The organism is Flavobacterium xylosi (assembly GCF_042787345.1).
Lineage (GTDB): Bacteria > Bacteroidota > Bacteroidia > Flavobacteriales > Flavobacteriaceae > Flavobacterium > Flavobacterium xylosi.
On sequence record NZ_JBHZPZ010000003.1, the window covers coordinates 193,926 to 220,071 of the forward strand.

Consider the following 26,146-nt stretch of genomic DNA (forward strand, 5'->3'; position numbering starts at 1 on the left):
TGCAACATTTCATTACAGCTTCATCTTTCACACTTTATAAGTGTTTGTCAAAAATGAATAATTTGTTTCTTTTCTTAAGAACCAAGCATACATATTTTCAAATCCACAAAATATATCTTACTTTAGCATTCCAATAAATTTCCTATAAAATGATTAGCGAGGCACAATTCGAAAACGAGTTACAAATACTAATAAAAAATGCCATCCGGGAAGATGTTGGCCCCGGAGATTACAGCTCTTTGGCCTGTATTCCTGCAATTGCAACCGGTAAAGCCAAGTTGCTTGTAAAAGATGAAGGTATAATTGCCGGTGTGACTTTTGCCAAAATGGTTTTTGAGTATGTAGATCCTAATTTGCAAATAGAAATTTTTATCGAGGATGGAACACCAGTAAAAAAAGGGGATATTGTTTTTCATGTTTCGGGAAGGTCACAATCCATTTTGAAATCGGAACGAGTAGTTTTGAATTCGATGCAAAGAATGTCAGCAATCGCTACCAAAACCAAGGAATATGTAAAGTTTTTGGAAGGAACCAATACTAAAATCCTCGATACACGCAAAACGACACCTGGATTCCGAGCTTGTGAAAAATGGGCAGTGAAAATTGGCGGAGGCGAAAACCACCGTTTTGCTTTGTATGACATGATTATGCTCAAGGACAATCACAACGATTTTGCGGGCGGAATCACTTTGGCAATAGCCAAAACCAAGGCCTATCTTAAAGAAAATAATTTAGATTTAAAAATCATTGTCGAAGCCAGAAACCTGGAGGAAATCAAAGAAATCTTGGAGAGCGAAGGCGTTTATAGAATCTTGATAGACAATTTTAATTATGAAGATACTAAAAAAGCAGTAGTTTTAATAGGGAACAAATGTTTAACGGAATCCTCAGGAAATATAAATGAAGAAACGATCCGTCATTATGCGGAATGTGGTGTAGATTATATTTCGTCTGGGGCCTTAACGCATTCTGTTTATAACATGGATTTGAGCCTGAAAGCAATATGAGTAAGGAAATAGAAGAACGACTAGAAAGAATTCCCATACTACGGAATCTTGCCCGCGGGTTAAAAATGATAAAACTTCCCTGGTTGCTGGGATTGTCGTTATATGATTTATTGGAATTGTATGGATTAGGAATTGTGGAAAGCGCCTTGACCTATCATGCGAGTGCCATTGCATTTAGCTTTTTCATGGCATTATTTCCCTTTGCCCTGTTCATTTTAAATCTAATTCCTTTCATTCCCATAGAAGGTTTTCAAAATGATTTTCTTCAGTTTGTAAGACAAGGAGTTCCGCCAAATACCTACGATGCTATTTCTAAAATCATAAATGATATTCTGCACAACAGTCATTCCGGGTTATTATCATCCGGTTTTATATTGTCTATTTTCTTGATGGCAAATGGATTGAATGGGATTCTTGGAGGCTTTGAATCCTCGCGCCACGTCCTGATCAAAAGGGGGTTTATACATCAATACATAGTCGCTTTAGGCATGTCGTTATTATTGTCATTACTGTTGATAGTAACCATTTCAACGATAGTTGTTTTCGAAGTATTTATTCAAAAAACGGTTTTTAGCGATGTCAATCAATTGATTATTTTGGGGAGATATGCATTCGTAATTCTGATGATATTGGCCACCACCTCCATACTTTTTAAGTTTGGTACAAAACATGACAAAAACAGGGCTTTTATATCGATTGGTTCTGTTTTTACTACGATTTTAATTCTTCTTGATTCCTATATTTTTGGAATTTGGGTAATACGATTTTCAAAATATAATGAATTGTATGGGTCAATAGGTACTTTATTAATCCTAATGTTTTACATTTGGATCAACTGTATGATATTACTTCTGGGATTCGAATTAAACGCTACAGTAAACAAATTAAAAATTAAAAAAGAAGAATAGTTTTTAGGAGCTATTTCCTGCTGTCCGCTTCAATCTTTCTAGTCCTGAACTTGTTTCAGGATCCTGAAACAAGTTCAGGGCTAGAAAGGATTTCCGCTTCCATCAGGGCTAAAAAACACACATTATGAAAAACAACATTTTAATTATTGCCGCATTATTTTTTACAACCATTTTTTATGCTCAAAACCAAACCGTTATCGGAAAATGGAAAACCATCGATGACGAAACAGGTAAAGCAAAATCAATAGTGGAAATCTATGAACGTTCGGGTAAAATTTATGGAAAAATAATCGACATAATAGATGCCGAAAAGAAAAAAAGTTTGTGTACCAATTGTTCCGGTGATGAAAAAAACAAGCCAGTTATAGGACTTGTAATTATTAAAGGCCTTAAAAAAGATGGTAAAGAATATAATTCAGGGAAAATTCTGGATCCAACCTCGGGGAAATTATACAAATGCTTTTTGGCTTTAGACGGAAATGACAAACTGAATGTTCGAGGATATATTGGTGTAGCATTATTTGGAAGAACGCAAACCTGGAATAGAGTAAAATAATTATAAATTGGGAGTTATGAGTCCAAGTAAAGATTCAAGACATCACTCAAATTCATAACTCATAATTGATTACAAATGTATTTCGTAGAAGTAATTTTACCGCTTTCCCTTGCCAAAACCTTTACTTACAGTATTTCTGAAGCCGAATTTCATTATATAAAAAAAGGAATGCGGGTGGCGGTACCTTTTGGTAAAAGTAAAATCTACACGGCTTTAGTTATTGAAATTCACCAAAATAAACCGGAATTATACGAAGCTAAAGAAATTCACCAAATTCTTGACGAAAAACCCATTGTAACCGAAATCCAAATTTCACACTGGCAATGGATTGCTTCGTATTATATGTGTGCCATTGGAGATGTTTATCGCGGTGCAATGCCAAGCGCTCTTTTGCTGGAAAGCGAAACCGTAATTTCTCAAAAGCAAGATTTATTTGTAGACGAAAGTCTGCTATCTGATGATGAGTATCTGGTTTATCAAGCCTTGCAGCAGCAAAGCTCGCTCAAAGTTCAGGACATTATATCAATTTTAAACAAGAAAAATATCTTTCCTGTTATTCAAAAATTGATAGATAAAAATATACTGGTGCTTCAGGAAGAAATGCTGGAAACCTATAAACCCAAATTAGTTCGGTACGTGCGCTTGCATTCTAAATACGATTCGAATGCCGGATTAAGTGAATTGCTTGAAACACTGAAAAATGCCAACAAACAGAAGGAAATCGTGCTGGGTTATTTTCAATTGAGTGCTACTGAAAAGAAGCCCTTAACGGTGAAAAAACTGGTCGAGGCAACTAATTCTTCTTCTGCCATTGTAAAAGCACTAATAGAAAAAGAAATATTTGAAGATTATTTTCTTCAGGAAGACCGAGTAAATTTTAAAGGTAAAATAACGGATGAATTACTTCAATTAAGCACCGCGCAACAAACGGCGTTTGATGGGATTAAAGAAAATTTTACCCAAAAAGAAGTTTGTCTTTTACACGGTGTAACTTCCAGCGGTAAAACCGAGATTTACATCAAACTCATCGAAGAGTATATCGATTCCGGAAAACAAGTACTGTATTTACTTCCTGAAATTGCTTTGACGACTCAATTAGTGGGAAGGTTAAGAACGTATTTTGGAAATAAAGTGGCTGTTTTTCATTCGAAATATAACAATAACGAGCGCGTCGAAGTTTGGAATCAAGTTTTACAAAATTCCGAAAAAGCCCAAGTAGTGATAGGAGCGAGGTCAGCCTTGTTTTTGCCCTTTGATAATCTGGGACTCATAATTGTAGATGAGGAACACGAACAAACGTTCAAACAAGTAGATCCAGCGCCAAGGTATCATGCACGAGATGCGGCCATTGTTTTGGCTCATTCGCATAAATCAAAGGTTTTATTGGGTTCTGCAACACCAAGTTTAGAGACTTATTTCAATGCTAATTCTGGAAAATTCGGATTAGTCGAGATTTCGGAACGATTTGGAAATGTGATGATGCCAAATATTGAATTGGTGGATTTAAAGGATAAATATTTTCGCAAGAAAATGACGGGACATTTTAGCGATGTTTTAATTGCGGAAATTACCAATGCTTTAACCTTAGGCGAGCAGGTAATTTTATTTCAAAATAGAAGAGGTTATTCTCCTATAATAGAATGTATGACTTGTGGTCATGTGCCGCAATGTCAACAATGTGACGTGAGTTTAACATACCATAAACATAACAATCAATTGCGTTGCCATTATTGTGGTTATACGATGGCAAAACCCACTCATTGCCATTCCTGCTCCAGTGTTGATTTAGCTACAAAAGGATTTGGAACAGAACAAATTGAGCAGGAATTAATCTCCATTTTTTCAAATGCAAAAACGGGAAGAATGGATCAGGATACCACAAGAGGGAAATTTGGTTTCGAGAAAATTATCGATAGTTTCAAGAATAGAGAAATAGATATTCTTGTAGGAACACAAATGCTAGCCAAAGGATTGGATTTTGATAATGTGAGTTTAGTAGGAATCATGAACGCGGACAATATGTTGTATCATCCTGATTTCAGGGCTTTTGAGAGAAGTTTCCAAATGATGACACAAGTAGCTGGTCGTGCCGGACGTTCTGAAAAGCAAGGAAAAGTAATTATACAAACCTATAATCCAAATCACAATACTATTCAGCAAGTGACCAATAATGATTATTTAGGAATGTATAAGGAGCAGTTGTATGACAGACAAATCTATAAATACCCGCCTTATTTCAGAATCATTAAACTAACACTAAAACAGCGCGATTTCGAAAAATTGAAAGAAGGTTCTATGTGGTTGTACCAGGTGTTGGCTCAAAACTTGAATATGCCGGTATTAGGTCCTGAAGAACCAGCAATCAGTAGAATTAGGAATGAATTTATACGAACGATAATTATCAAAATTCCACAAGAAACTTCAATAACAATCACAAAAAAAACTATTCAAAAGATTCTGAATAGTTTTGAGGCTGTTGCACAGTATAGAGCTATAAAAGTTGCGCTAAATGTCGATTTTTATTAAAAGTAGTTTTTTATGCAAATGATAAGGCTTTTACTAAATCTTCTTTTTTGTTTCTGCTTAAAGGTATTTTTGTAATTCCAATCTCGGCAAATTTGCTGTTGAAACGCTCCACTTTGTCAATATTGATAATGTATGATTTATGTACTCTAATGAATTTTTCTTTAGATAAATCGTTTTCAAAAGATTTCATCGTAGAAAGCACTAAATTACTGTCTTCTTCGGTGACAACTCTCACGTAATCACCAAAAGCTTCAATCCATTTGATTTTAGAAGTGAAAATCTTTAATTTTTTCAAATTGCTCTTAATGAAAATATGATCTCCTTCTTCTTCTTTGTTTTCTTTTTTAAGCGAATATAAATCCATTGCTCTCCGAACCGATGCATTGAATCGATCTATGGCAATTGGTTTTTGCAAATAGTCAGTAGCATCATAATCAAATGCTTTCATTGCGTACTCAGCCTTGGAGGTAATGAAAATTATTTGTGGTTTTATTTTTAAACCATCTAAAAAATCAAAACCACTGATAACCGGCATTTCAATATCTAGAAATATTAAATCTACATTATGTACAGACATGCAACTCCTGGCTTCAATTGCATTCGAGAAATCCCCAATTAGATGTAAGTTTGTGTGATTATTTACTAATTTTGCGATAATCATTCTTTGAATGGAACTATCATCAACTACTACGCAATTAAGTTTCATAATTTTTTATTTTTAGATTTGGATTAGTAAATTTAACATTAAATTATTAATAAAACTAATAGCAATCTTTTTTTTTTGCCGTTTAACGAATAAAGCAAAATAGCGCTTGTTTATATCAATTAATTCGTTACTTTTGCAGCCAATTTAACAAATAAATACATATTTATGAATCATTATGAAACTGTTTTCATTTTAAATCCCGTTTTATCTGAAGTTCAGGTAAAGGAAACAGTAAGCAAATTTGAAGATTTTCTTACTAGTCGTGGAGCTGAAATGGTATCGAAAGAAGACTGGGGTCTTAAAAAGATGGCATACGAAATTCAAAATAAAAAAAGTGGTTTCTACCATTTGTTTGAATTCAAAGTAGCAGGAGAAGTTCTTATTGCTTTTGAAACTGAATTTAGACGTGACGAAAGAGTAATGCGTTTCTTAACTGTAAGTTTAGACAAACACGCTATTTCTTGGGCTGAAAGAAGAAGAACTAAATTAAAATCTACAAAAGCTTAATTATCATGGCAACATTACAACAATCGGCTTCAGGAAAAAAAGACGGAGATATCAGATATCTTACTCCTTTGAACATAGAAACAAACAAACAAAAAAAATATTGTCGTTTCAAAAAATCAGGTATCAAATATATTGATTATAAAGATGCTGATTTCTTATTGAAATTCGTAAACGAACAAGGAAAAATTCTTCCTCGTCGTTTAACTGGAACTTCATTAAAGTACCAAAGAAAAGTGTCTGTAGCTGTAAAAAGAGCTCGTCACATAGCATTGATGCCATATGTGGCTGATTTACTAAAATAATAATTTAACTCAGTTGTTGGTTTTCTGAAACATGAAACCTAACTTCTATAACAAAGGACAACAACATGGAACTTATATTAAGACAAGACGTTCAAAATTTAGGATTTAAAGATGATATTGTATCGGTAAAAAATGGTTACGGTCGTAACTTTTTAATCCCACAAGGTCACGCGCACTTAGCTACTTCTTCTGCAAAGAAAGTGTTAGCTGAAAACCTAAAACAAAGAGCTCATAAAGAAGAAAAAGTAGTAAACGATGCAAAAGCATTGGCTGAAGCTTTGAAAGCTATTGAGATTAAAATTTTCGCAAAAGCAGGTGGAGAAAAATTATTCGGTTCAATCACGAATATTGATATCGCTGAAGCTTTAGCAAAAGGTGGTCAAGTAATTGACAGAAAATTTATTACTAGTGGAATCGTTAAACGTACAGGAAAATATACTGCTAACGTTAGATTACACAGAGATGTAATAGTTGAATTACCTTATGAAATTATTGCTGAAAAAGCATAATTTCTAAAATCATATAATTAAATCCCGATGGAAGTCGGGATTTTTTTTTGTTTAATCTGAACTTGTTTCGGATTCTTTAATTTATAAATAAAGAGCATCTTAAATAATTTAAGATGCTGAAATAAATTCAACATAAATGAAATACTCTAGATTAACAAAAGAACAATTTGAAGAATTGAATCAGGAATTCAGCACATTCTTGGCTACTCAAGCAATTGATAAAGACGAATGGGATAAAATTAAAGCAGAAAAACCGGAAGTGGCAGAGCAGGAATTAGATGTTTTTTCTGATTTGATTTGGGAAGGAGTTCTTTCAAAAGCGACTTATTTAGAACATTTTTCGAAGAATCATATCTTCCTTTTTGAGTGCTTTGATATTCACGTACAGTCAATCGTTCTAAAATCATTGGTTCCAGAAACTGATTTTTTGACTAGAGAAGGATTGCAATGGCTTAGCGATAATATGTTTACCGATACCATTGAAATGAAAACCGGAAAAAAAGAATTTACAGAGGAGCGCAACACTTCAATTTTCGCCTTAATTCAACAAGGTGCTTTTTTGAGTGATGGACTTTTATACAAACAAATAAATTCGATTATAGAGTCGTAATTGTATTGTAGTTTCTTTTAATTTGGTTATTTTAGTAGATTATTTCTAAAGCTAAAATAGCCAATTTTTATTTTCTATGGACATTCAAAATACGATTCAAACATTAAGGGAGGAATTAAATCAGCACAATTATAATTATTATGTGTTAGATAAACCAACAATTTCTGATTTTGAATTTGATTTGAAATTAAAACAACTACAAGATTTAGAAGATAAACATCCGGAATATTTTGATGAAAATTCCCCTACACAAAGAATTGGAGGAGCAATTACTAAAAATTTCCAGACCGTTAGTCATGAACATAGAATGTATTCTTTAGACAATTCTTATTCCAAAGATGAATTAGCAGATTGGGAAAAACGCATCCAAAAAGTATTAGGAGATGTTCCTTTAGAATATACCTGCGAATTAAAATACGATGGTGCATCCATAAGCATTACTTACGAAAACGGAAAACTAAAAAGAGCTGTAACTCGTGGTGATGGTTTTCAAGGAGATGACGTTACCAATAATATCAAAACTATAAAATCAATTCCTTTAAAGATAAAAGGTGATTTTCCTTCTACATTTGATGTCCGCGGCGAAATCATTCTGCCATTTGCGGGTTTCGAAAAAATGAACCAGGACTTAATAGAAATTGGTGAATTACCATATTCAAATCCCAGAAATACGGCTTCGGGAAGTTTGAAGTTACAAGATAGCGCCGAAGTTGCAAAAAGGCCTTTGGATTGTTTATTGTATTTTATAATTGGAAATAAATTACCTTTTAATTCTCAGTTTGATGGATTGGAAACAGCCAGACAATGGGGATTCAAAGTACCGAAAGAATCCAAGTTAGCTCATAATTTAGAGGAAGTTTTTGAATTTATAGATTATTGGGATATCCACAGACATAATCTTCCTTATGAAACGGATGGAGTAGTGGTGAAAGTAAATTCTTTTCATTTTCAGGATGAATTGGGTTTTACTGCCAAATCACCACGTTGGGCGATTGCCTACAAATTTAAATCGGAACAAGTTTCAACAAAATTGATTTCAATTTCATACCAAGTTGGTAGAACGGGCGCAATTACTCCAGTAGCAAATTTGGAACCAGTGCAATTAGCGGGAACAATCGTAAAACGTGCTTCCTTGCATAATGCTGATCAAATTGAAAAATTAGATATTCGTGTTGGTGATACTGTTTTTGTAGAAAAAGGAGGGGAGATTATTCCTAAAATTATTGCTGTTGATTTTACAAAGCGCCCTGATAATTCGGAGCCTACAAAATACATTACCCATTGCCCGGAATGCCAAACGGAATTGGTAAGAGGAGAAGGGGAAGCAAATCATTATTGTCCCAATTTTTATGGTTGTCCACCGCAGATTATTGGAAGAATTCAACATTATATTTCACGAAAAGCCATGGACATTGAAGGCCTTGGCGGAGAAACAGTAGCACTGCTTTTCAATAACGGATTGGTTCATAATTATGCTGATTTGTATGAATTGACAGTGGAGCAAATCTTGCCTTTGGAAAGAATGGCTCAAAAATCAGCAGAGAATTTAGTTAATGGCGTAAAAAACTCAGTAAGCATTCCTTTTGAACGGGCATTATATGCTATTGGAATCCGTTTTGTGGGTGAAACAGTGGCCAAGAAATTAGCCAAACATTATAAAAATATTGACGCATTAAGTCAGGCTACCTTGATGGATTTGGTTTTAGTGGATGAAATTGGAGACCGAATAGCACAAAGTGTGATTGATTTTTTTGAAAATCAAGAAAATAGAATTATCATTGAAAGATTAAAAAGTTACGGAATAGAATTTGAAATTATTGAAAAAATAAATCCAAATGCAACCAATAAACTCTCCGGAAAGACCTTTGTGGTTTCAGGCGTTTTCGAGAAATTTTCAAGAGACGAATTGAAAAAAGCAATTGAAGATAACGGTGGGAAAGTGGGAAGTTCTATTTCGGCAAAGACGAATTATGTTGTTGCCGGGGATAATATGGGACCCGCTAAATTAGACAAAGCAAATAAACTGAATGTGTCAATAATTTCCGAAGATGATTTTATAAAAATTCTTAATGAAAGCTAATACACCATCTCTTATACTTTATTTTTTAGCCAGTGTTCTTACCATTGTATTTACTTTAGTAGGGCCGGAATCATATTTGCTGTACACAAAATCGCTGGTAGTATCCTCAATTTTTATCTATTATTTAACTACCAGTAATTATAAAATAGATTTAATAAAAGGAGCGATTTTTCTATTTTCTTTTATTGGGGACGTCTTTGTTTTGATGGACTATGAGGATTCAGAAATTGGTTCTGTACTTAGTTTTTTGATTGCTTATTTACTGCTGATTATTCATCTTGTTCGAGGTTTCAAAAAGATAGAATTTGATAAAATAGATATATTATCCTTGATAAGTATAATAATCGTGATGATAGTTTTATCGATTACTATTTTAAGCTTACCCTTTGAAAAAATGAAAACAGATTTTTCAATTATTATAATTTACAGTATCGTACTAAGTATTTTGATTTGCATATCGGTTACAAAATATTTTACAAAAAGCAATTTCGCTTTTCTAAATTTACTTGTGATGTCATTGTGCTTTTTGCTTTCGGATATTTTTTATGTTTTAAATGGATTTTACTTGTCACTTTCCGCTTTTAGTCTAATTGAAATAAGCACTCAGGTATTTTCGTATTTTTTTATGGTAAATTACTTTATTGCAAATGACAAGTTTTTAAAAAAAATTAAACAATAATTGATCTTCCTTTAAATGCATTCTGCTTGTTATTGTCCAGATAAAAATCAATTCGACCTAAATTAATTCCATAACAACCCACTTGATTGACTAAAACTTCTTTGTCAGCAAGATTCTTCACAATAGTAGGTTTGTCAAGAAAAGTATGAGTGTGTCCACCAATTATCAAGTCAATATCTTGGGTGATTGCAGCTAATTTCAAATCACAAATCTTATTGGGTTCGTCTTTATAATTGTATCCTAGGTGTGACAAGCAAATTACTAAATCACATTTATTTTCTTTCTTTAATATGCGAACCATATCTTGCGCGGCCTCAACAGGATTATTAAATACCGTTTCTTTATACATTCTTTTGTCTACCAAGCCTGCCAGTTCTATCCCGAGTCCAAAAACGCCCACTTTAATTCCGTTTTTGTTGAAAATTTTATAAGGCTTTACAAAGCCATCCATCATCGTATTTTTGAAATCATAGTTTGCCGATATAAATTCAAATGTAGCATGAGGCATTTGAGCATACAATCCTTCAACTCCATTGTCAAAATCATGATTTCCTATAGTCGAAGCATCATACTTCATCATGCTCATTAGCTTGAATTCTAATTCACCGCCATAATAGTTAAAATATGGAGTTCCCTGAAAAATATCGCCGGCATCCAGTAATAAGACATTTAGATTTTCCTTTCTGATTGTTTCAATCAATGCAGCTCTTCGAACAACGCCACCCATATTTGGGTTTCTGGGATGATTTGCTGGAAACGGGTCAATGTAACTGTGTACATCATTGGTATGCAGAATCGTCAGGTGTTTCGTTTCCTTAGAATCAAAACTGCTCAATGACAAACCTAGACTTAATAATGCTGTGCCGGCAGCTGTTTTTTCTATAAAATCTCTTCTTTTCATTTTTATTTTTTTTGGAGCTATTTACTTCGTCAATTCGCTTCGCTCGTGTCCCGCTTTCCGTTGCAATCTTTTTAGTCCTGAACTTGTTTCAGAATCCTGAAACAAGTTCAGGATTAGAAAGGATTTTCACTTCACTCTGGGCTAGAGCCGTAAATTTATGGAACTATTTTCTCGTGATTCAAAACTGAATACTGCGACTGAATACTGAATTCTTATTCAACAGTAATTCTGGTATCATTGATCACGGGAATTGTATCCACTTCTTTGAAATAATCAATAAGAATATTTCGCAGTTTGTAATCCAAATCAAATTTCTGAACTCCTTTTTTAAAGAAATTCATATTATCACCACCATTTGATAAATAATCATTGGTGCCCACATAATAAATTTTGTCTTTTTCAATTGGTTTTCCTTGAACTAATATGTTTTTGGCCGCGTTATTTTTGCCAATTGTAAAAGTAATTCCGGATAAGGGATGTGGTTTTTTTTCGGCGATGAAATAGTCAACTAATTCAAGAATCTGCTCTCCTTTCAAAGCAATAACAACCATCGTGTTCTCAAAAGGCATGATTTCAAAAGCCGTTCTGCTGGTTACATTCCCTTTTGGAAGAATAGAACGGATACCACCGTGATTGAGTAAACAGATATCGATATTCTTTTTTCCCCGGGCATTAAAAACTAGATTGCCTCGCTTGAGGGTAACATCGGCTATTAAATTCCCAATAGTTGTTTGCCATTTACCGGTACTTTTGTCTAAAGTTACCGGACAGTAAGCAAGAATACTGTCTAAATCTTTATTAATATGCTCTCGATAAGGTTTAATGAAGTTTTCAATTTGCTTCACTTGTTTGCTTGGATCTGAAACCTGAGTTCCCTTTTCGGTGATGGGAATTTGTTTGCCTTCTATTTTAGAAACATGATAATTTTGTTTGCTACAGGAAACAATGAAAAAAAATGTTAAGAATATAACAAAAAGTTTTAAAACATCGTTATACTTTTTTAGTTTTACCATTTTAAATGCGACTTAATTAATTAATTTTGTAATAAAGTAAAAGTAGTATGTTTTTAAATTACATAAAGGATTTCTACGCAAAAAAAAAAATAAAAAACAGCTTGCATAATTTAAAAGGTAATATACTTTCAGTTGGAATACAAACTGTTGGTTTGCTTATTGATGCCAGTCATTTTTCGGAAAAGGAAGCCCTGATTAAGGAGTTAACAGCAAACGGAATTCCAGAGAAAAATATTAAGATTATAGTATACAAAGATCGATTCAAGTTGAATGAAGCAAATTCTCAACTTGGTTTTAGTGATAAGCACCTTAATTGGAAGGGAGAAATTACAAATCCAAATGTGAATGATTTTATAAATGAAAAGTTTGATTTACTCATAAGCTTTTACGATGTCGAAAAAGCAATATTAATGCTTGTTACCCATAATTCGAAAGCAGCATTTAAGGTAGGTTTTTCGTCAATTGACAAACGATTAAATCATTTGATGATTGATACGAACGTCAAAAATTATAAAGTTTTCACAGCTGAATTATTCAGATATTTAAAATTATTTAAACAAAATATAACCCAATAATATGCAATCATTAATAGGAACTGGTGTTGCCCTTGTAACCCCATTTAAGGAAGATTTTTCAATTGACACGGAAGCATTAAAAAGAATTGTAAATTTTTCAATCGATGGAGGAATTGAATATCTTGTAGTACTTGGCACAACTGCTGAAAATGCCACATTGTCTCAAGAGGAAAAAGAATTAGTTATTAAAACAGTAATTGAAGCTAATAATGGTAGTTTGCCTTTGGTTTTAGGAGTTGGAGGAAATAACACTATGAAGGTAGTTGAAGAACTTCAAACGAGAGATTTATCTTCATTTGTTGCAGTTCTTTCCGTTTCGCCTTATTACAATAAACCAACACAGGAAGGAATTTATCAACACTTCAAGGCGGTTGCCGAAGCGTCTCCAATTCCAGTGATCTTATATAATGTTCCAGGAAGAACGGCAAGTAATATGTTGCCATCTACTGTTTTGCGTTTGGCAAATGATTTCAAAAATGTTGTTGCCATCAAAGAAGCGGCGGGAGATATGGTTCAAGCGATGCAATTATTGAAAAATAAACCAAAAGACTTTCTTGTAATTTCTGGAGATGACATGATTGCTTTGCCAATGGTTTTGGCAGGTGGATCTGGCGTTATATCCGTAATTGGACAAGGTTTTCCGAAAGAATTTTCTGAAATGATACGATTAGGTTTGAATAGAAAAGTGGATGAAGCGTTCAAAACACAATACATTTTAGATGATTGTATTGATATGATTTTTGAACAGGGAAATCCTGCAGGAATCAAACAAGTGTTTCTATCACTGGGAATAGCTGAAAATATAGTTCGTTTACCATTGATAAAAGTAGAGGAATCATTGGCAGTAAGGATTGATCAGTTTGTAAAAAAAATCAATAAAGTTAGCTAATAAGCCTTGCCTTTTTTTAAACAAAAAAATATTTTGAAGTAGCTAAATTAATAACTAAATTTGCCACCGAAACTTCGGTATGATTTTTTATGTTAAAATAAACTGCTAAAATCAGGAAAAAAGTAAAAAAATGAAATCAAAGATTCACGAAATCCAAAAAACAATATTAAATGTTGAGTAAAAAAATAATATCTCTATTGCTTCTTGTTGTTCTTTTTAGTTCTTGCAATGAATATCAAAAAGCATTAAAAACCGAAGATGTTGCTGTGAAATTTGATATGGCAACTAAATTGTATGATTCAGGTAAATATACCAAAGCGATTCGTATTTTTGAACAAATTGCTCCAGCTTACAGAGGAAAACCTCAAGCCGAAAAGTTGTTTTATATGTTTGCTCAATCGTATTACAAAACAAAACAATATTATTTAGCGGGATATCAATTTGAAAGTTTTGTTTCAGGTTATCCAAAAAGTGAAAAAATACAAGAAGCGGCTTACTTAGGTGCAAAAAGCTATTCAATGCTTTCGCCGGTATACAGCTTGGATCAAAAAGATACTTTTAAAGCAATTGAGAAATCACAAGCATTTATAGACAGTTACCCTAATTCTGAATATTTGTCTGAGGCAAACGCAACGGTAAAAGTGCTAACCGAAAAAATAGAAAAAAAGGTGTATGAAAATGCAAAAGGATATAATACTATTTCAGATTATAAATCAGCAATAGTTGCATTTGATCTTTTTTTGGGAGATTATCCTGGAACAATATTCAAGGAAGACGCACTGTTTTACAAATATGATTCTGCTTACCAATTAGCCATTAACAGTGTTCCTGCAAAAATGGAAGAAAGATTAAATGTTGCAAAAACGGCACATTCAAATCTTATGAAATTTAAGGCGGATTCAAAATACAAAAAGAAAGCTGACGAAATGTTAGTTCGAATTGAAAAAGATTTACAAAATTTTACTAAATAAATAAAGTCATGGATTTAAAAAAGACGAATGCTCCGGTAAATACAATAACTTACAACAAAAATGTTATTGAAGAACCTACCGGTAATGTGTATGAAGCGATAACCATTATGGCTAAAAGAGCAAACCAAATCAATTCTGAAATTAAAAAAGAATTGACTGAGAAATTGGAAGAATTTGCTACATATAATGACAGTCTTGAAGAAGTTTTTGAAAATAAAGAACAAATTGAGGTTTCTAAATTTTACGAAAAACTACCTAAGCCACACGCTTTAGCAGTTCAAGAATGGTTAGATGGTAAAATTTACCACAGAGATTCAAATAAATAATAGTACAGTGTCAGTTTTAAACGGTAAGAAAATTTTACTAGGTATTTCTGGTGGAATTGCAGCCTATAAAACAGCTTCATTAGTACGACTTTTCATAAAAGCAGGTGCACATGTCCAGGTGATAATGACACCTGCTTCTAAGGATTTTATAACTCCATTAACGTTATCCACGTTATCCAAAAATCCGGTTTTTTCAAGTTTCTACAATCAAGACGACGAAAACGAAAAATGGAATAATCATGTTGAATTAGCACTTTGGGCTAATTTAATGGTTATTGCTCCGGCTACAGCAAATACCTTGTCTAAAATGGCAAATGGTACTTGTGATAATCTTTTGATTGCGGCGTATTTGTCGGCAAAATGCCCTGTTTATTATGCTCCTGCAATGGATTTAGATATGTACAAACATCCTTCTACTATTGCTAATTTTTTCTCCCTTACTGAATATGGTGATACAATAATTCCTGCCGAAAGCGGAGAATTGGCCAGCGGACTCTCTGGTGAAGGAAGAATGGCGGAACCGGAACATATTGTCGCATTTATAGAAGCAGATTTAGAAAGCAGGTTACCATTAAAAGGTAAAAAAATATTAATTACTGCCGGTCCCACATACGAAGCAATAGATCCGGTGCGTTTTATAGGAAATCATTCTTCGGGTAAAATGGGTTTTGATATTGCCTCAAGTGCTGCAAATTTAGGTGCTTCAGTAATACTCGTTGCTGGTCCAAATCATTGTAAAGTTACGAATCCATTGATAAAAGTAATTCCTGTAGTTTCTGCAGAAGAAATGTATGAGGCTTGTCATTATTTTTATGCCGATGTGGATGTTGTGATTGCAGCAGCTGCAGTTGCAGATTACAAACCTAAAAACGTTGCACAACAAAAAATAAAAAAAGCCGCTGATAATTTTACAATAGAACTCGAAAAAACGAAGGATATATTAGCTTCTTTGGGTGAACAAAAGAAAAATCAGTTTCTGATAGGTTTTGCTTTAGAAACAGAAAATGAAATTGAAAATGCTACCTTGAAAATTCAGAAAAAAAACTTAGATTTGATTGTTTTAAATTCGCTTCAGGATCAGGGTGCTGGTTTTGGTAAAGCAACAAATAAAGTTACCTTTATTGATAAATATTTCAATATTGAGCCAATGGAATTGAAATCGAAAGAAGCTGTTGCTGATGATATTCTAGAAAAGGTGAAAGCACATTTTATGAAATAGGGTAGCGGATTAATACAAACGTAATATAGGTGTTTGAATTATTGTTAACCGTTAAGAAATAATACAAATCTACAGATGAATAAAATAATTATTTTTTTTCTGCTTTTTACTTTTGGGCTTACGCAAGCACAACAATTAAACTGTACGGTAACGGTTGATTCACAAAAATTGAGTGTTACAAATCAGCAAGTTTTTAAAACCTTGCAAACTTCAATCAGTGAGTTTGTAAATAAAACGGATTGGACGGGACAAACGGTTAAGCAAAATGAGAAAATTAATTGCTCGATGTATATTACAGTTTCTTCGAATAGCTCAGACCAATTTACTGCGACCATTCAAGTTCAATCATCAAGACCTATTTTTAATTCCTCTTATTCCTCTCCGGTATTAAATTATAATGATAAAGACTTTAATTTTAGATATACAGAATTTGAAAATCTAATTTTTAGTCCAACCACGTTTGATTCAAATTTAGTGTCTGTTTTAGCTTTTTATAGCAATATTATATTAGCAATGGATGCGGATACTTTTGTATTGCAATCAGGTAATCCTTATTTTGAAACCGCGCAAAATATTTCGAATGTTGCACAACAAGGTGGATACAAAGGTTGGACTCAAAGTGATGGGAATCAAAACCGCTACTTTTTGATAAACGATTTATTATCTCCAACATTTGTTGACATTAGACAAACCTTATTCGATTATCATACGGGATTAGATTTGATGAGTCAGGATTTGAAAGCTTCAAAAGAGAAAGTAAAAGTCTCTTTATTTAATTTGTCAAAATTGAATAAATCAAGACCAAATGCATTTCTAACACGCGTATTTTTTGATGCTAAATCAGATGAGATAGTTTCCATTTTCTCAGGTGGTCCCAGTATATCAATTACCGATTTAGTCGAAAATTTGAATAAAGTATCTCCTTTAAACTCTAGTAAATGGGCATTAATTAAGTATTAATTGATTTTTCAATTTACTAAATACCCCTTGTCCTTCATCACAAAACAAATTTAAATGATCACCTCTCTTTCGATAAAAAATTATGCGCTTATAGAAAAATTAACTATTGATTTTTCAAAAGGTTTCTCAACAATCACAGGCGAAACTGGCGCTGGTAAATCAATAATTTTAGGAGCTTTAGGGCTGGTTTTAGGGAAAAGAGCCGACTTGACCTCTTTGAAAAATAAAGAAGAAAAATGTATTATTGAGGCTCATTTTGAAATTTCAAAATATAATTTAAGTCCTTTTTTTGAGGCAAATGATCTGGATTATGAAAATGACACTATAATTAGACGTGAAATTCTGCCTTCGGGAAAATCAAGAGCTTTTATAAATGACAGTCCTGTAAATCTTCAGGAACTTCAGGAATTGAGTCTGTTTTTGATTGATATTCATTCGCAACAACAAACCCAAGAACTTTCGGATGAAAATGTTCAGTTCGAAATTATAGACGCAATTGCCAATAATCAATTGACTATTCTAGATTATCAAAGTCTTTTGAAAAGTTATAAATCAGATAAATCTAAACTTAATTCGCTGGTTAAAAAACAAACTGAATCTCTAAAAGAACAAGAATACAATACTTTTTTATTAGATGAATTAGTTGCTGCACAATTAAAATCTGGCCAGCAGGAAGTTCTTGAAGCTGATTTTGAGAAGTTGAATAATGTTGAGATTATAAAAGAATCTATAGATAAATCTTTGGCTATTGCCAATGAAGAACAGATAGGAGTTTTGCACAATTTGAATGAAATCAAAGTTTCACTGCAGAAAATTGCTTCTTTCTCTTCAGAATATCATTCCTTATTAGAAAGAATTACGAGTATAACAATTGAATTTGATGATATCTCGGACGAGCTTAACAGATGCTCAGAGAAACTTATTAATGATCCGGAACAATTGGATTTAATTAGTCAAAAATTGCAAGTGATTTTTAATCTGCAAAAGAAGCATCAGGTTTCTACAGTAGATGAATTATTGGAAATCCAAACTAAATTAGAAAATTCAGTTTTAGAATTAGGAAATATAGAAGAAGAAATTGCGGCATTGACAAATTCAATTCAGAAGAAAACAATTGCATTAGATGATTTTTCGGATGCAATTCATAATAATAGATTGGAGTCAATTCCCGTTTTATCTCAAAAGTTGATTACTATTTTAGAAACTTTGGGAATGCCTAATGTGCGTTTTAAAATGGAGCTAAATGAATCTTCTTCGTATTTGCCAAACGGAAAAGACGAACTTCAGTTTTTATTTTCTGCGAATAAAGGAACAGATTTCGGCTTGTTGAAGAAAGTGGCTTCTGGAGGAGAAATGTCCAGAATTATGCTGGCTGTAAAGGCGATATTGGCACAATACTCAAAATTACCAACATTGATTTTTGATGAAATTGATACAGGTGTTTCAGGAGAAATTGCAATTAGGATGGGAGAAATCATGAAAGAGATGAGTCAGGAAATGCAAATTTTTGCCATTACCCATTTACCACAAATCGCAGCTAAAGGAAATGCACATTTCAAAGTATTCAAATCGACTATTGGTGAGGACACACAATCTGAATTAAAGTTATTGAGCAATGAAGAAAGAATTGTCGAAATAGCTCAAATGTTATCGGGAACTATCGTTTCAGAGTCGGCCTTAAATCACGCAAAAGCCTTGCTGAATTAATTTTTAGCTTTATATTTGTTTCCTTTTAAGAAAAAGGAATTGTGTGCGGTTTTACCAAAAAATAATTTCAAGGATAATAAATTTAAGAATTACAAAATATGATTATAGAACCTAGAATGAGAGGATTTATTTGTACGACATCTCACCCAAAAGGATGCGAACAAAATGTTAAGAATCAAATTGAATATATTAAATCAAAAGGTCCTATTGCAGGAGCTAAAAAAGTATTGGTGATTGGTGCTTCAACCGGTTTTGGTTTGGCTTCCAGAATTACAAGCGCTTTTGGTTCTGATGCAGCAACTATCGGTGTGTTTTTTGAAAAAGCGCCTTCTGAAGGTAAAACAGCTTCACCGGGCTGGTATAATTCTGCAGCTTTTGAAAATGAAGCACATAAAGCAGGTTTATACGCAAAAAGTGTCAATGGCGATGCCTTTTCAAATGAAATTAAAAGACAAACATTAGATTTAATAAAAGCTGATTTAGGTCAAGTTGATTTGGTAATTTACAGTTTAGCTTCTCCGGTTCGTATGAATCCGGTTACAGGTATTTTGCACCGTTCAGTTTTGAAGCCTATCGGAAGTACTTTTACCAATAAAACAGTTGATTTCCATTCTGGTAAAGTTTCTGAAATTTCAATTGAACCTTGTAGCGGTGATGATATTGAAAATACGATTGCTGTAATGGGCGGTGAAGATTGGGCTATGTGGATTGATGCTTTAAATGCGGAAAATTTATTGGCTCCAGGTGCTACAACTGTTGCTTATTCTTATATTGGACCATCATTGACGGAAGCAGTTTATAGAAAAGGTACTATTGGTCGTGCTAAAGATCATCTTGAAGCGACTGCTTTTTCTATTACAGACAGTTTAGCTGATATTGAAGGGAAAGCTTTCGTTTCTGTAAATAAAGCATTGGTAACCCAAGCAAGTTCTGCGATTCCTGTTATTCCATTGTATATTTCTTTATTGTATAAAATAATGAAAGAAGAAGGAATTCATGAAGGTTGTATCGAACAAATTCAACGTTTATATCAAGAAAGATTATATACTGGAAATGAAGTTCCTGTAGATGAAAAAGGTAGAATCCGTATTGACGATTTAGAAATGCATCCTGACGTTCAGGAAAAAGTGGCTAAATTGTGGGTTGAAGCTGTTACTGAAAATTTATCTGAAATAGGAGATTTAGAAGGATACAGAAAAGATTTTTACAATCTATTTGGCTTTGATGTTGAAGGAGTAGATTATAAAGCGGATACAAACGAGGTAGTAAAAATCGAAAGTATCGCTTAATCCTACACTAAATTAAATATTTAGTTTCCATAATGCATCTTAATTTCACAATGGTTTTATTCATTTCGAAATTAAGGTGCATTATTTTTTTAAAACACATTTAAAATTAATTGCATTATGTATAACTTATTAAAAGGAAAAAGAGGAATTATTTTTGGCGCATTAGATGAAAATTCTATAGCATGGAAAACAGCAGAAAGAGTACATGAAGAAGGAGGCGTTTTTGTTCTTTCTAATGCACCGGCCGCCATGAGAATGGGAACTATTGATCTGCTTGCGCAAAAAACAGGTTCTCGAATTATACCTGCAGATGCTACATCTGTGGCTGATCTTGAAAATTTAGTAGATCAGGCAATTGAAATTCTTGGAGGAAAAATCGATTTTGTTTTACACTCTATTGGAATGTCTGTAAATGTTCGAAAAGGGAATCATTACACCAATCAAAATTACGATTACACGGAGAAAGGATGGAATGTTTCGGCCGTTTCTTTTCATAAAGTAATGCAGATTTTGTATAAAAAAGATGCCATGAACGAGTGGGGAAGTATTGTCGCTTTGTCTTATATGGCAGCACAACGTGTTTTTCCTGATTATAATGATATGGCCGATAATAAAGCGTATTTAGAATCTATTGCCCGCAGTTTTGGATATTTCTTTGGAAGAGATAAAAAAGTAAGAGTGAATACTATTTCGCAATCACCAACGGCTACAAAAGCAGGTCAAGGGGTTAAAGGTTTTGGTGGATTTATAGCTTTTGCGGAAAAAATGTCGCCTTTGGGGAATGCAACTGCTTTAGATTGCGCTAATTATACTGTATCTATGTTTTCTGATTTAACCAGAAAAGTAACTTTACAAAATTTATTACACGACGGCGGATTCTCAAATATGGGAGTAAGCCAGGAAGTAATGGAAATGTTTGAATAAATAAAATTGTATTTTTATAAAAACCATCAACTGCTATTTGATGTTTTTTTTATGGATATAGATTACATTTGTTAAAGTTTTCAAATCAATAAAATTTATACCTAAATACCACATTAAAGAGTATGTTATTTTCCTTAATCATTCCAGTTTACAATCGTCCGGACGAAGTTAATGAGCTTTTAGAAAGTTTATCACAAACGGATTATAATGAAATTTTTGAAATTGTGATTGTTGAAGATGGCTCAACAAATAGATGTCAGGATGTTGCTCAAAAATATGGGGATAAATTAGATATTTCCTACTCTTATAAAGAAAATTCAGGACCTGGAGATTCCAGAAATTATGGAATGAAAAAGGCAAGAGGAGACTACTTTATCATTTTTGATTCGGATTGTATTATTCCAAAACAGTATTTAATTGAAGTCGATAACGCTTTAAAACAAAACTATGTCGATTGTTTTGGAGGACCGGATAAAGCATTGGATAGCTTTTCAGATATTCAAAAAGCGATAAATTTCGCAATGACTTCATTCCTTACTACAGGTGGAATTCGCGGTGGTTCAGAAAAAATTGATAAGTTTCAGCCTCGAAGTTTTAATATGGGATTATCTCGAAAAGCTTTTGAAGCATCAAAAGGTTTCGGAAATATTCACCCTGGAGAAGATCCGGATTTATCAATACGTTTATGGAATCTAGGTTTTGAAACCAAACTTTTTCCGAAAGCATTTGTCTACCATAAGCGAAGAATAGACTGGGATAAGTTTTCTGTTCAGGTAAACAAGTTTGGAAAAGCAAGACCTATTTTAAATAGCTGGTACCCAAAATATAATAAAATCACTTTTTTCTTTCCTACCTTTTTTTTAATAGGATTTATTCTAGCAATTGTATTATTGGTTTTTAATCAAGATTTACTGCTTAAATTTTATTTTGGCTATTTTTTGGTATTATTTTTGGTGTCTACTTACCAGAACAAGAGCCTGAAAATTGGCTATTTATCATTGATTGCCGTTTGGAAACAATTTTACGGTTACGGAACAGGATTTTTACAATCATTTGTTAAGATAATCGTTCTGAAGCAAAAACCACAAGAAGCTTTTCCGGAGTTATTTTTCAAAGTATAATATGACAAAAATTATTGGTTTAACAGGTGGTATTGGCAGTGGGAAAACCACGATTGCCAATGAATTTGTATCTTTAGGAGTTCCAGTTTATATTGCTGATGATGAAGCAAGAAAGCTGATGCAATCCATTGAAGTTATCAATGCTATTCGAGGGGTATTTGGTAGTGCAGTTTTTGAAAATGATATATTAAACAGAGAAAAACTTGCCGAAATAGTTTTTAGCGATTCTGAAAAACTGGAACAACTGAATGCTATTGTTCATCCTGCCGTAAAGAAACATTTTAAGGAATGGCTTTTAAATCATAAAGATGCTCCTTTTGTAATTTACGAAGCGGCCATTTTGTTTGAAAGTGGGGGTTATAAAAATTGTGATTTAATTATATCGGTCGTTGCCCCTTTAGAAACAAGGATTCAAAGGGTTATCGAAAGAGATAAGACTACACGTGAACAGGTTTTAAAAAGAATTAATATGCAATGGAATGACGAAAAACGCATTTCAAAAAGCGATTTTATCATTAAAAACACAAATATTGAAGAAACTAAGTCAGAAATTGTTAAAATTCTTAAAATTTTAAAGATTAGGCAAAATGTTACTTAGATGTTAATGTTTGGTTAATGTATTATTTAATATATTGTTAAAATACTAATTTTGTTTCGATGAATAAACTTTTTTTTAGATTACTGGTATTATTGATGAGTTTGTCCTTGATTGGGATAATATTGGTTCAAGTATATTGGTTCAATACATCATTCAAAAATAATGATGAGCAATTCAAATTTCATGCTACACAAGTTATAGGCAAGGTCGCTGATAAATTGCAACAACAAGAAACCTATAACTTTTATGATAAAATAAATCATATTAAAGACAGTACGGGGAAACTTCCCAAAAAAGATGATTTATTAGAGTTTTATTACGTTCAAAAAAATACTAAAACGAATAAAACCATTATTTATTCGAACAGTATCATATCTGAAGATTACAATATTTCATCGCCGTTCTTTGATAAAAAATTTGATAGTGAAAAATTCAAAAGCTTTAGTTCTAAACGAGTAACAGAAGTGTATAATAACAACAATATTGATAATTCAAGTATTAACCAAAGTTTAATTCCTGATGTTAGAATTGAAAAATCAGGAAATCTCGATATTTTAGATAATGCAATCTTTGAAATTTCTGCGAAAGATGTTTTGTCTGCGATGCCTCTTGACGAACGTGTTTCTACAGAAGTTTTACAGAAATTGATTAAAAAAGAATTAGAGGAATATGGTGTAAATACAAAATTTGAATTTGGGATATACAGTAATAATTTGTCAACAAAGGTAAAATCGAAAGATTTTAAATATGATAAGAATGCCACTTATTCCGTTCCTATTTTTACGGATAATGAAGGGAATAGCAAGTATCAATTACTAGTGACATTTCCGCATAAAAAGAAATATCTATTATCGGATCTCGTTAGTATAACAATACTATCCATAATATTTACGCTTATTATACTTATTGCTTATTCAAGTGCATTGAATCAGTTGATTCGTCAACGTCATATATCTGAAATCAAAACAGATTTCATTAACAATATGACTCACGAATTTAAAACGCCTATTGCAACAATCAATTTAGCTCTGGATGCGATCAAAAATCCAAAAATAATTGATGATAAAGAAAAGGTATTTCGGTACCTTCAAATGATTAGGGATGAGAATAAGCGCATGCACGCTCAAGTAGAAAACGTTTTACGAATTTCTAAATTAGAGAAAAAAGAGTTAGATATAGCTAAGGAGTCTTGTAATTTGGAAGAAATTATTAATGAAGCAATTGAGCATGTTAATTTAATTTTGGAAGACAGAGAAGGGACAATTACAACGCATTATGATGCCACAAGAAAAACTGTTTTGTTAAATGATGTCCATTTTACAAATGTATTGGTGAATATTTTGGAAAATGCAATTAAATACTCCCCTGATGTTCCTAAAATTGATGTTTTTACTGAAAACGTAAAAGATATGGTTATCATTAAGGTCAAGGATAATGGACTGGGAATGGGTAAAACCGCTCAAAAAAGGATTTTCGAAAAATTTTATAGAGAACATACGGGAGATTTGCATAATGTAAAAGGGCATGGTTTAGGTTTATCTTATGTAAAAAGAATTGTTGAAGACCATAATGGTCAGGTTTATGTAGAAAGTGAAAAGGGAAAAGGAAGTACCTTTATAATAAAATTACCATTAATAAATTAAAATATGGAAAATGTAAATAAAAAAATACTTTTAGTTGAAGACGACCTGAATTTTGGGGCAGTTCTAAAAGATTATTTGATGCTGAATGATTTTGATGTCATTTTAGCGAAAAATGGAATGGAAGGATTTGAAAAATTCAAAAAAGATACTTTTGATTTATGTATTTTGGATGTTATGATGCCATATAAAGATGGTTATACTTTAGCAAAAGAAATCAGAGAGAAAAACAATGAAGTGCCAATTATTTTCTTAACTGCAAAATCTATGAAAGAGGATGTTTTGAAAGGATATAAAGCTGGCGCTGACGATTATTTGAATAAACCTTTTGATTCTGAAGTACTTTTGATGAAAATTAAAGCGATTATTCAAAGAAAATCTTCAGATACTAAAGCAGAACAAGCACAGTTTGAATTTAACATTGGGAAATTTCACTTTAATTCAAAGCTTCGTTTTTTAACGTTTAACAACGAAGAGCCAATTAAATTGTCTCCAAAAGAGAACGAGTTATTGAAAATGTTGATTCTTCACGAAAATGATTTGATGCCAAGAGAATTGGCTTTAACAAAGATTTGGAGAGATGATAACTATTTTACATCGAGAAGTATGGATGTTTACATCGCTAAACTAAGAAAGTATCTTAAGCTGGATGAAGATGTAGAAATCCTTAATATTCACGGTGAAGGATTTAGACTGGTTGTAAAAAACAAAGTAGCATAATAAAAATGGCTTCGAGAAATCGGAGCCTTTTTTTTGGAGCTATTTCCAGCTAATTGTTTTAATCTTTTATGCTGAAAACCAACATAAAAGGATTTCCACTTTTATCTGGGCTAGGGCTTTGTGGAAATAAAAATTTCAGTTTATTTCCAAATCAATTGTAAAGCAAAACTGGTTTTATCCTCTTTTGTGATACTATAAGTAGTTTCTGTTTCATTCAAACTCTCATGAATGATTACGTTGTCTTTCATAGATAACTCCTTCAAAAAATTCATTTCGAAACTTTCTATTTTTTGGTTTAGAATTAGCTTTTCATCAACCAAATCCAAGCACCATTCCAGATATTTTACATTATTTACATGATCTACGATATCTAAATCGGATAAGAATACTGTTTTCTCAAAAACAATCTCTTTTTCATGATTCAAATTGATTTTTGAATAGCTATGCTTTGTGGCTCTTGTATCAGGATACAATTCAAAATGTTTAAATGGTAAGGCCAAACCTTCAGGTCGACGAATTTTGGTATTGAAAACGGCCCAAAAAGTTTCAGAACCTACAATCTTCTTTCCATTAACATACATTTCCAGCGCACGTACGGAACGAGAATTTTCTAAAGAATTAATCCAAGTTTTTACCGTCACAATATCACCCCATTTAGGCAAAGCATCGATTTCAACACGCATCCTGCTTAAAACCCAAGCCTGGTTGAATTCCTGCATATCCAAAAAACTAATCCCGCCAATCTCTGAATGTGCTGCAGCTGTCAGCTGAAGAATATTGCACAAGTCTGTATATTTTAAATAACCATTTGGAGCGCATTGTGTAAAATTGATTTCCCAGTCTTTGCTTAAAATGGACGTAAAATTGGATGCTATTGGCATATGAATAATTATGAATTATGAA

At 32.7% G+C, this 26,146-nt stretch carries 27 protein-coding genes; 23 read left to right on the plus strand and 4 right to left on the minus strand.

Annotated features, from left to right (window positions below; genetic code table 11):
* Positions 1 to 149 precede the first annotated feature (149 nt).
* From nadC to priA, 4 genes are all read left to right on the plus strand, one after another.
* The gene (gene nadC / locus ACFX5E_RS03630; RefSeq protein ID WP_379853809.1) at positions 150 to 1,007 is read left to right on the plus strand and encodes a carboxylating nicotinate-nucleotide diphosphorylase; all 858 of its coding nucleotides are present in this window, start codon (positions 150 to 152) and stop codon (positions 1,005 to 1,007) included.
* Complete coding sequence (locus ACFX5E_RS03635) at positions 1,004 to 1,915, plus strand: YihY/virulence factor BrkB family protein (RefSeq protein ID WP_379853810.1); 912 nt, start codon at positions 1,004 to 1,006, stop codon at positions 1,913 to 1,915. The genes nadC and ACFX5E_RS03635 overlap by 4 nt, the downstream gene beginning before the upstream one ends.
* 124 nt (positions 1,916 to 2,039) lie before the next feature.
* The gene (locus tag ACFX5E_RS03640) at positions 2,040 to 2,471 is read left to right on the plus strand and encodes a DUF2147 domain-containing protein (RefSeq protein WP_379853811.1); all 432 of its coding nucleotides are present in this window, start codon (positions 2,040 to 2,042) and stop codon (positions 2,469 to 2,471) included.
* A 75-nt stretch (positions 2,472 to 2,546) separates the two neighbouring features.
* A complete protein-coding gene (gene priA, locus ACFX5E_RS03645; RefSeq protein WP_379853812.1) occupies positions 2,547 to 4,997 on the plus strand; it encodes a replication restart helicase PriA in 2,451 nt (816 codons plus the stop codon).
* Positions 4,998 to 5,007: 10 nt separating this feature from the next.
* Here priA and ACFX5E_RS03650 read toward each other — a convergent pair whose 3' ends face one another.
* Positions 5,008 to 5,703: a LytR/AlgR family response regulator transcription factor gene (locus ACFX5E_RS03650; RefSeq protein WP_379853813.1), complete on the minus strand. Its 696-nt coding sequence runs from the start codon at positions 5,701 to 5,703 to the stop codon at positions 5,008 to 5,010.
* Positions 5,704 to 5,868: 165 nt separating this feature from the next.
* Between ACFX5E_RS03650 and rpsF the strand changes: the two genes are divergently transcribed.
* From rpsF to ACFX5E_RS03680, 6 genes are all read left to right on the plus strand, one after another.
* Entirely contained in the window at positions 5,869 to 6,210 is a 342-nt protein-coding gene (rpsF, locus tag ACFX5E_RS03655; RefSeq protein WP_035671622.1) for a 30S ribosomal protein S6, read from the plus strand.
* Between the two features lie 5 nt (positions 6,211 to 6,215).
* Positions 6,216 to 6,512 (plus strand): 30S ribosomal protein S18, encoded by a 297-nt coding sequence (gene rpsR / locus ACFX5E_RS03660; RefSeq protein WP_073206367.1) that lies wholly within the window; start codon positions 6,216 to 6,218, stop codon positions 6,510 to 6,512.
* Between the two features lie 65 nt (positions 6,513 to 6,577).
* Positions 6,578 to 7,021 carry a 50S ribosomal protein L9 gene (gene rplI / locus ACFX5E_RS03665; RefSeq protein ID WP_379853814.1) on the plus strand — a complete coding sequence of 148 codons (444 nt, stop codon included), beginning with the start codon at positions 6,578 to 6,580 and terminating at the stop codon, positions 7,019 to 7,021.
* Between the two features lie 136 nt (positions 7,022 to 7,157).
* Entirely contained in the window at positions 7,158 to 7,631 is a 474-nt protein-coding gene (locus ACFX5E_RS03670) for a DUF6495 family protein (RefSeq protein ID WP_379853815.1), read from the plus strand.
* 76 nt (positions 7,632 to 7,707) lie between these two features.
* Positions 7,708 to 9,711 carry an NAD-dependent DNA ligase LigA gene (gene ligA / locus ACFX5E_RS03675; RefSeq protein ID WP_379853816.1) on the plus strand — a complete coding sequence of 668 codons (2,004 nt, stop codon included), beginning with the start codon at positions 7,708 to 7,710 and terminating at the stop codon, positions 9,709 to 9,711.
* Positions 9,701 to 10,390 (plus strand): lysoplasmalogenase family protein, encoded by a 690-nt coding sequence (locus ACFX5E_RS03680; RefSeq protein WP_379853817.1) that lies wholly within the window; start codon positions 9,701 to 9,703, stop codon positions 10,388 to 10,390. Before ligA ends, ACFX5E_RS03680 begins: the two co-directional genes overlap by 11 nt.
* Here the strand turns inward: ACFX5E_RS03680 and ACFX5E_RS03685 are convergent.
* Both ACFX5E_RS03685 and ACFX5E_RS03690 read right to left on the minus strand, forming a co-directional pair.
* Entirely contained in the window at positions 10,380 to 11,291 is a 912-nt protein-coding gene (locus tag ACFX5E_RS03685) for a bifunctional metallophosphatase/5'-nucleotidase (protein WP_379853818.1), read from the minus strand. The genes ACFX5E_RS03680 and ACFX5E_RS03685 overlap by 11 nt on opposite strands.
* A 212-nt stretch (positions 11,292 to 11,503) precedes the next feature.
* Positions 11,504 to 12,304 (minus strand): 5'-nucleotidase C-terminal domain-containing protein, encoded by an 801-nt coding sequence (locus tag ACFX5E_RS03690; RefSeq protein ID WP_379853819.1) that lies wholly within the window; start codon positions 12,302 to 12,304, stop codon positions 11,504 to 11,506.
* A gap of 47 nt (positions 12,305 to 12,351) precedes the next feature.
* On the opposite strand from ACFX5E_RS03690, the gene ACFX5E_RS03695 reads away from it, so the two are divergent.
* From ACFX5E_RS03695 to ACFX5E_RS03755, 13 genes are all read left to right on the plus strand, one after another.
* Complete coding sequence (locus ACFX5E_RS03695) at positions 12,352 to 12,879, plus strand: DUF6913 domain-containing protein (protein WP_379853820.1); 528 nt, start codon at positions 12,352 to 12,354, stop codon at positions 12,877 to 12,879.
* 1 nt (position 12,880) lies between these two features.
* Complete coding sequence (gene dapA / locus ACFX5E_RS03700) at positions 12,881 to 13,768, plus strand: 4-hydroxy-tetrahydrodipicolinate synthase (protein ID WP_379853821.1); 888 nt, start codon at positions 12,881 to 12,883, stop codon at positions 13,766 to 13,768.
* A 170-nt stretch (positions 13,769 to 13,938) separates the two neighbouring features.
* Complete coding sequence (locus ACFX5E_RS03705) at positions 13,939 to 14,739, plus strand: outer membrane protein assembly factor BamD (protein WP_379853822.1); 801 nt, start codon at positions 13,939 to 13,941, stop codon at positions 14,737 to 14,739.
* Between the two features lie 8 nt (positions 14,740 to 14,747).
* A complete protein-coding gene (locus ACFX5E_RS03710) occupies positions 14,748 to 15,065 on the plus strand; it encodes a DNA-directed RNA polymerase subunit omega (RefSeq protein ID WP_035671643.1) in 318 nt (105 codons plus the stop codon).
* A gap of 7 nt (positions 15,066 to 15,072) precedes the next feature.
* Positions 15,073 to 16,284, plus strand: coding sequence for a bifunctional phosphopantothenoylcysteine decarboxylase/phosphopantothenate--cysteine ligase CoaBC (gene coaBC, locus ACFX5E_RS03715; protein ID WP_379853823.1), 1,212 nt, complete (start codon positions 15,073 to 15,075; stop codon positions 16,282 to 16,284).
* Between the two features lie 75 nt (positions 16,285 to 16,359).
* Positions 16,360 to 17,244 carry a type IX secretion system protein PorD gene (gene porD, locus ACFX5E_RS03720; protein WP_379853824.1) on the plus strand — a complete coding sequence of 295 codons (885 nt, stop codon included), beginning with the start codon at positions 16,360 to 16,362 and terminating at the stop codon, positions 17,242 to 17,244.
* A gap of 54 nt (positions 17,245 to 17,298) precedes the next feature.
* Entirely contained in the window at positions 17,299 to 18,951 is a 1,653-nt protein-coding gene (gene recN / locus ACFX5E_RS03725; protein ID WP_379853825.1) for a DNA repair protein RecN, read from the plus strand.
* A 98-nt stretch (positions 18,952 to 19,049) separates the two neighbouring features.
* A complete protein-coding gene (fabV, locus tag ACFX5E_RS03730; RefSeq protein ID WP_379853826.1) occupies positions 19,050 to 20,240 on the plus strand; it encodes an enoyl-ACP reductase FabV in 1,191 nt (396 codons plus the stop codon).
* 117 nt (positions 20,241 to 20,357) lie between these two features.
* Positions 20,358 to 21,164: an enoyl-ACP reductase FabI gene (locus ACFX5E_RS03735; protein ID WP_379853827.1), complete on the plus strand. Its 807-nt coding sequence runs from the start codon at positions 20,358 to 20,360 to the stop codon at positions 21,162 to 21,164.
* 122 nt (positions 21,165 to 21,286) lie between these two features.
* Positions 21,287 to 22,285: a glycosyltransferase family 2 protein gene (locus tag ACFX5E_RS03740; protein WP_379853828.1), complete on the plus strand. Its 999-nt coding sequence runs from the start codon at positions 21,287 to 21,289 to the stop codon at positions 22,283 to 22,285.
* 1 nt (position 22,286) lies between these two features.
* Positions 22,287 to 22,883 carry a dephospho-CoA kinase gene (coaE, locus tag ACFX5E_RS03745; protein ID WP_379853829.1) on the plus strand — a complete coding sequence of 199 codons (597 nt, stop codon included), beginning with the start codon at positions 22,287 to 22,289 and terminating at the stop codon, positions 22,881 to 22,883.
* Between the two features lie 59 nt (positions 22,884 to 22,942).
* Positions 22,943 to 24,526, plus strand: coding sequence for a sensor histidine kinase (locus tag ACFX5E_RS03750; protein WP_379853830.1), 1,584 nt, complete (start codon positions 22,943 to 22,945; stop codon positions 24,524 to 24,526).
* 3 nt (positions 24,527 to 24,529) lie between these two features.
* Complete coding sequence (locus ACFX5E_RS03755) at positions 24,530 to 25,243, plus strand: response regulator transcription factor (RefSeq protein WP_379853831.1); 714 nt, start codon at positions 24,530 to 24,532, stop codon at positions 25,241 to 25,243.
* Positions 25,244 to 25,383: 140 nt separating this feature from the next.
* Here ACFX5E_RS03755 and ACFX5E_RS03760 read toward each other — a convergent pair whose 3' ends face one another.
* Positions 25,384 to 26,124, minus strand: a complete 741-nt coding sequence (locus ACFX5E_RS03760) for an acyl-[acyl-carrier-protein] thioesterase (protein WP_379853832.1) — start codon at positions 26,122 to 26,124, stop codon at positions 25,384 to 25,386.
* Positions 26,125 to 26,146: the final 22 nt, after the last annotated feature.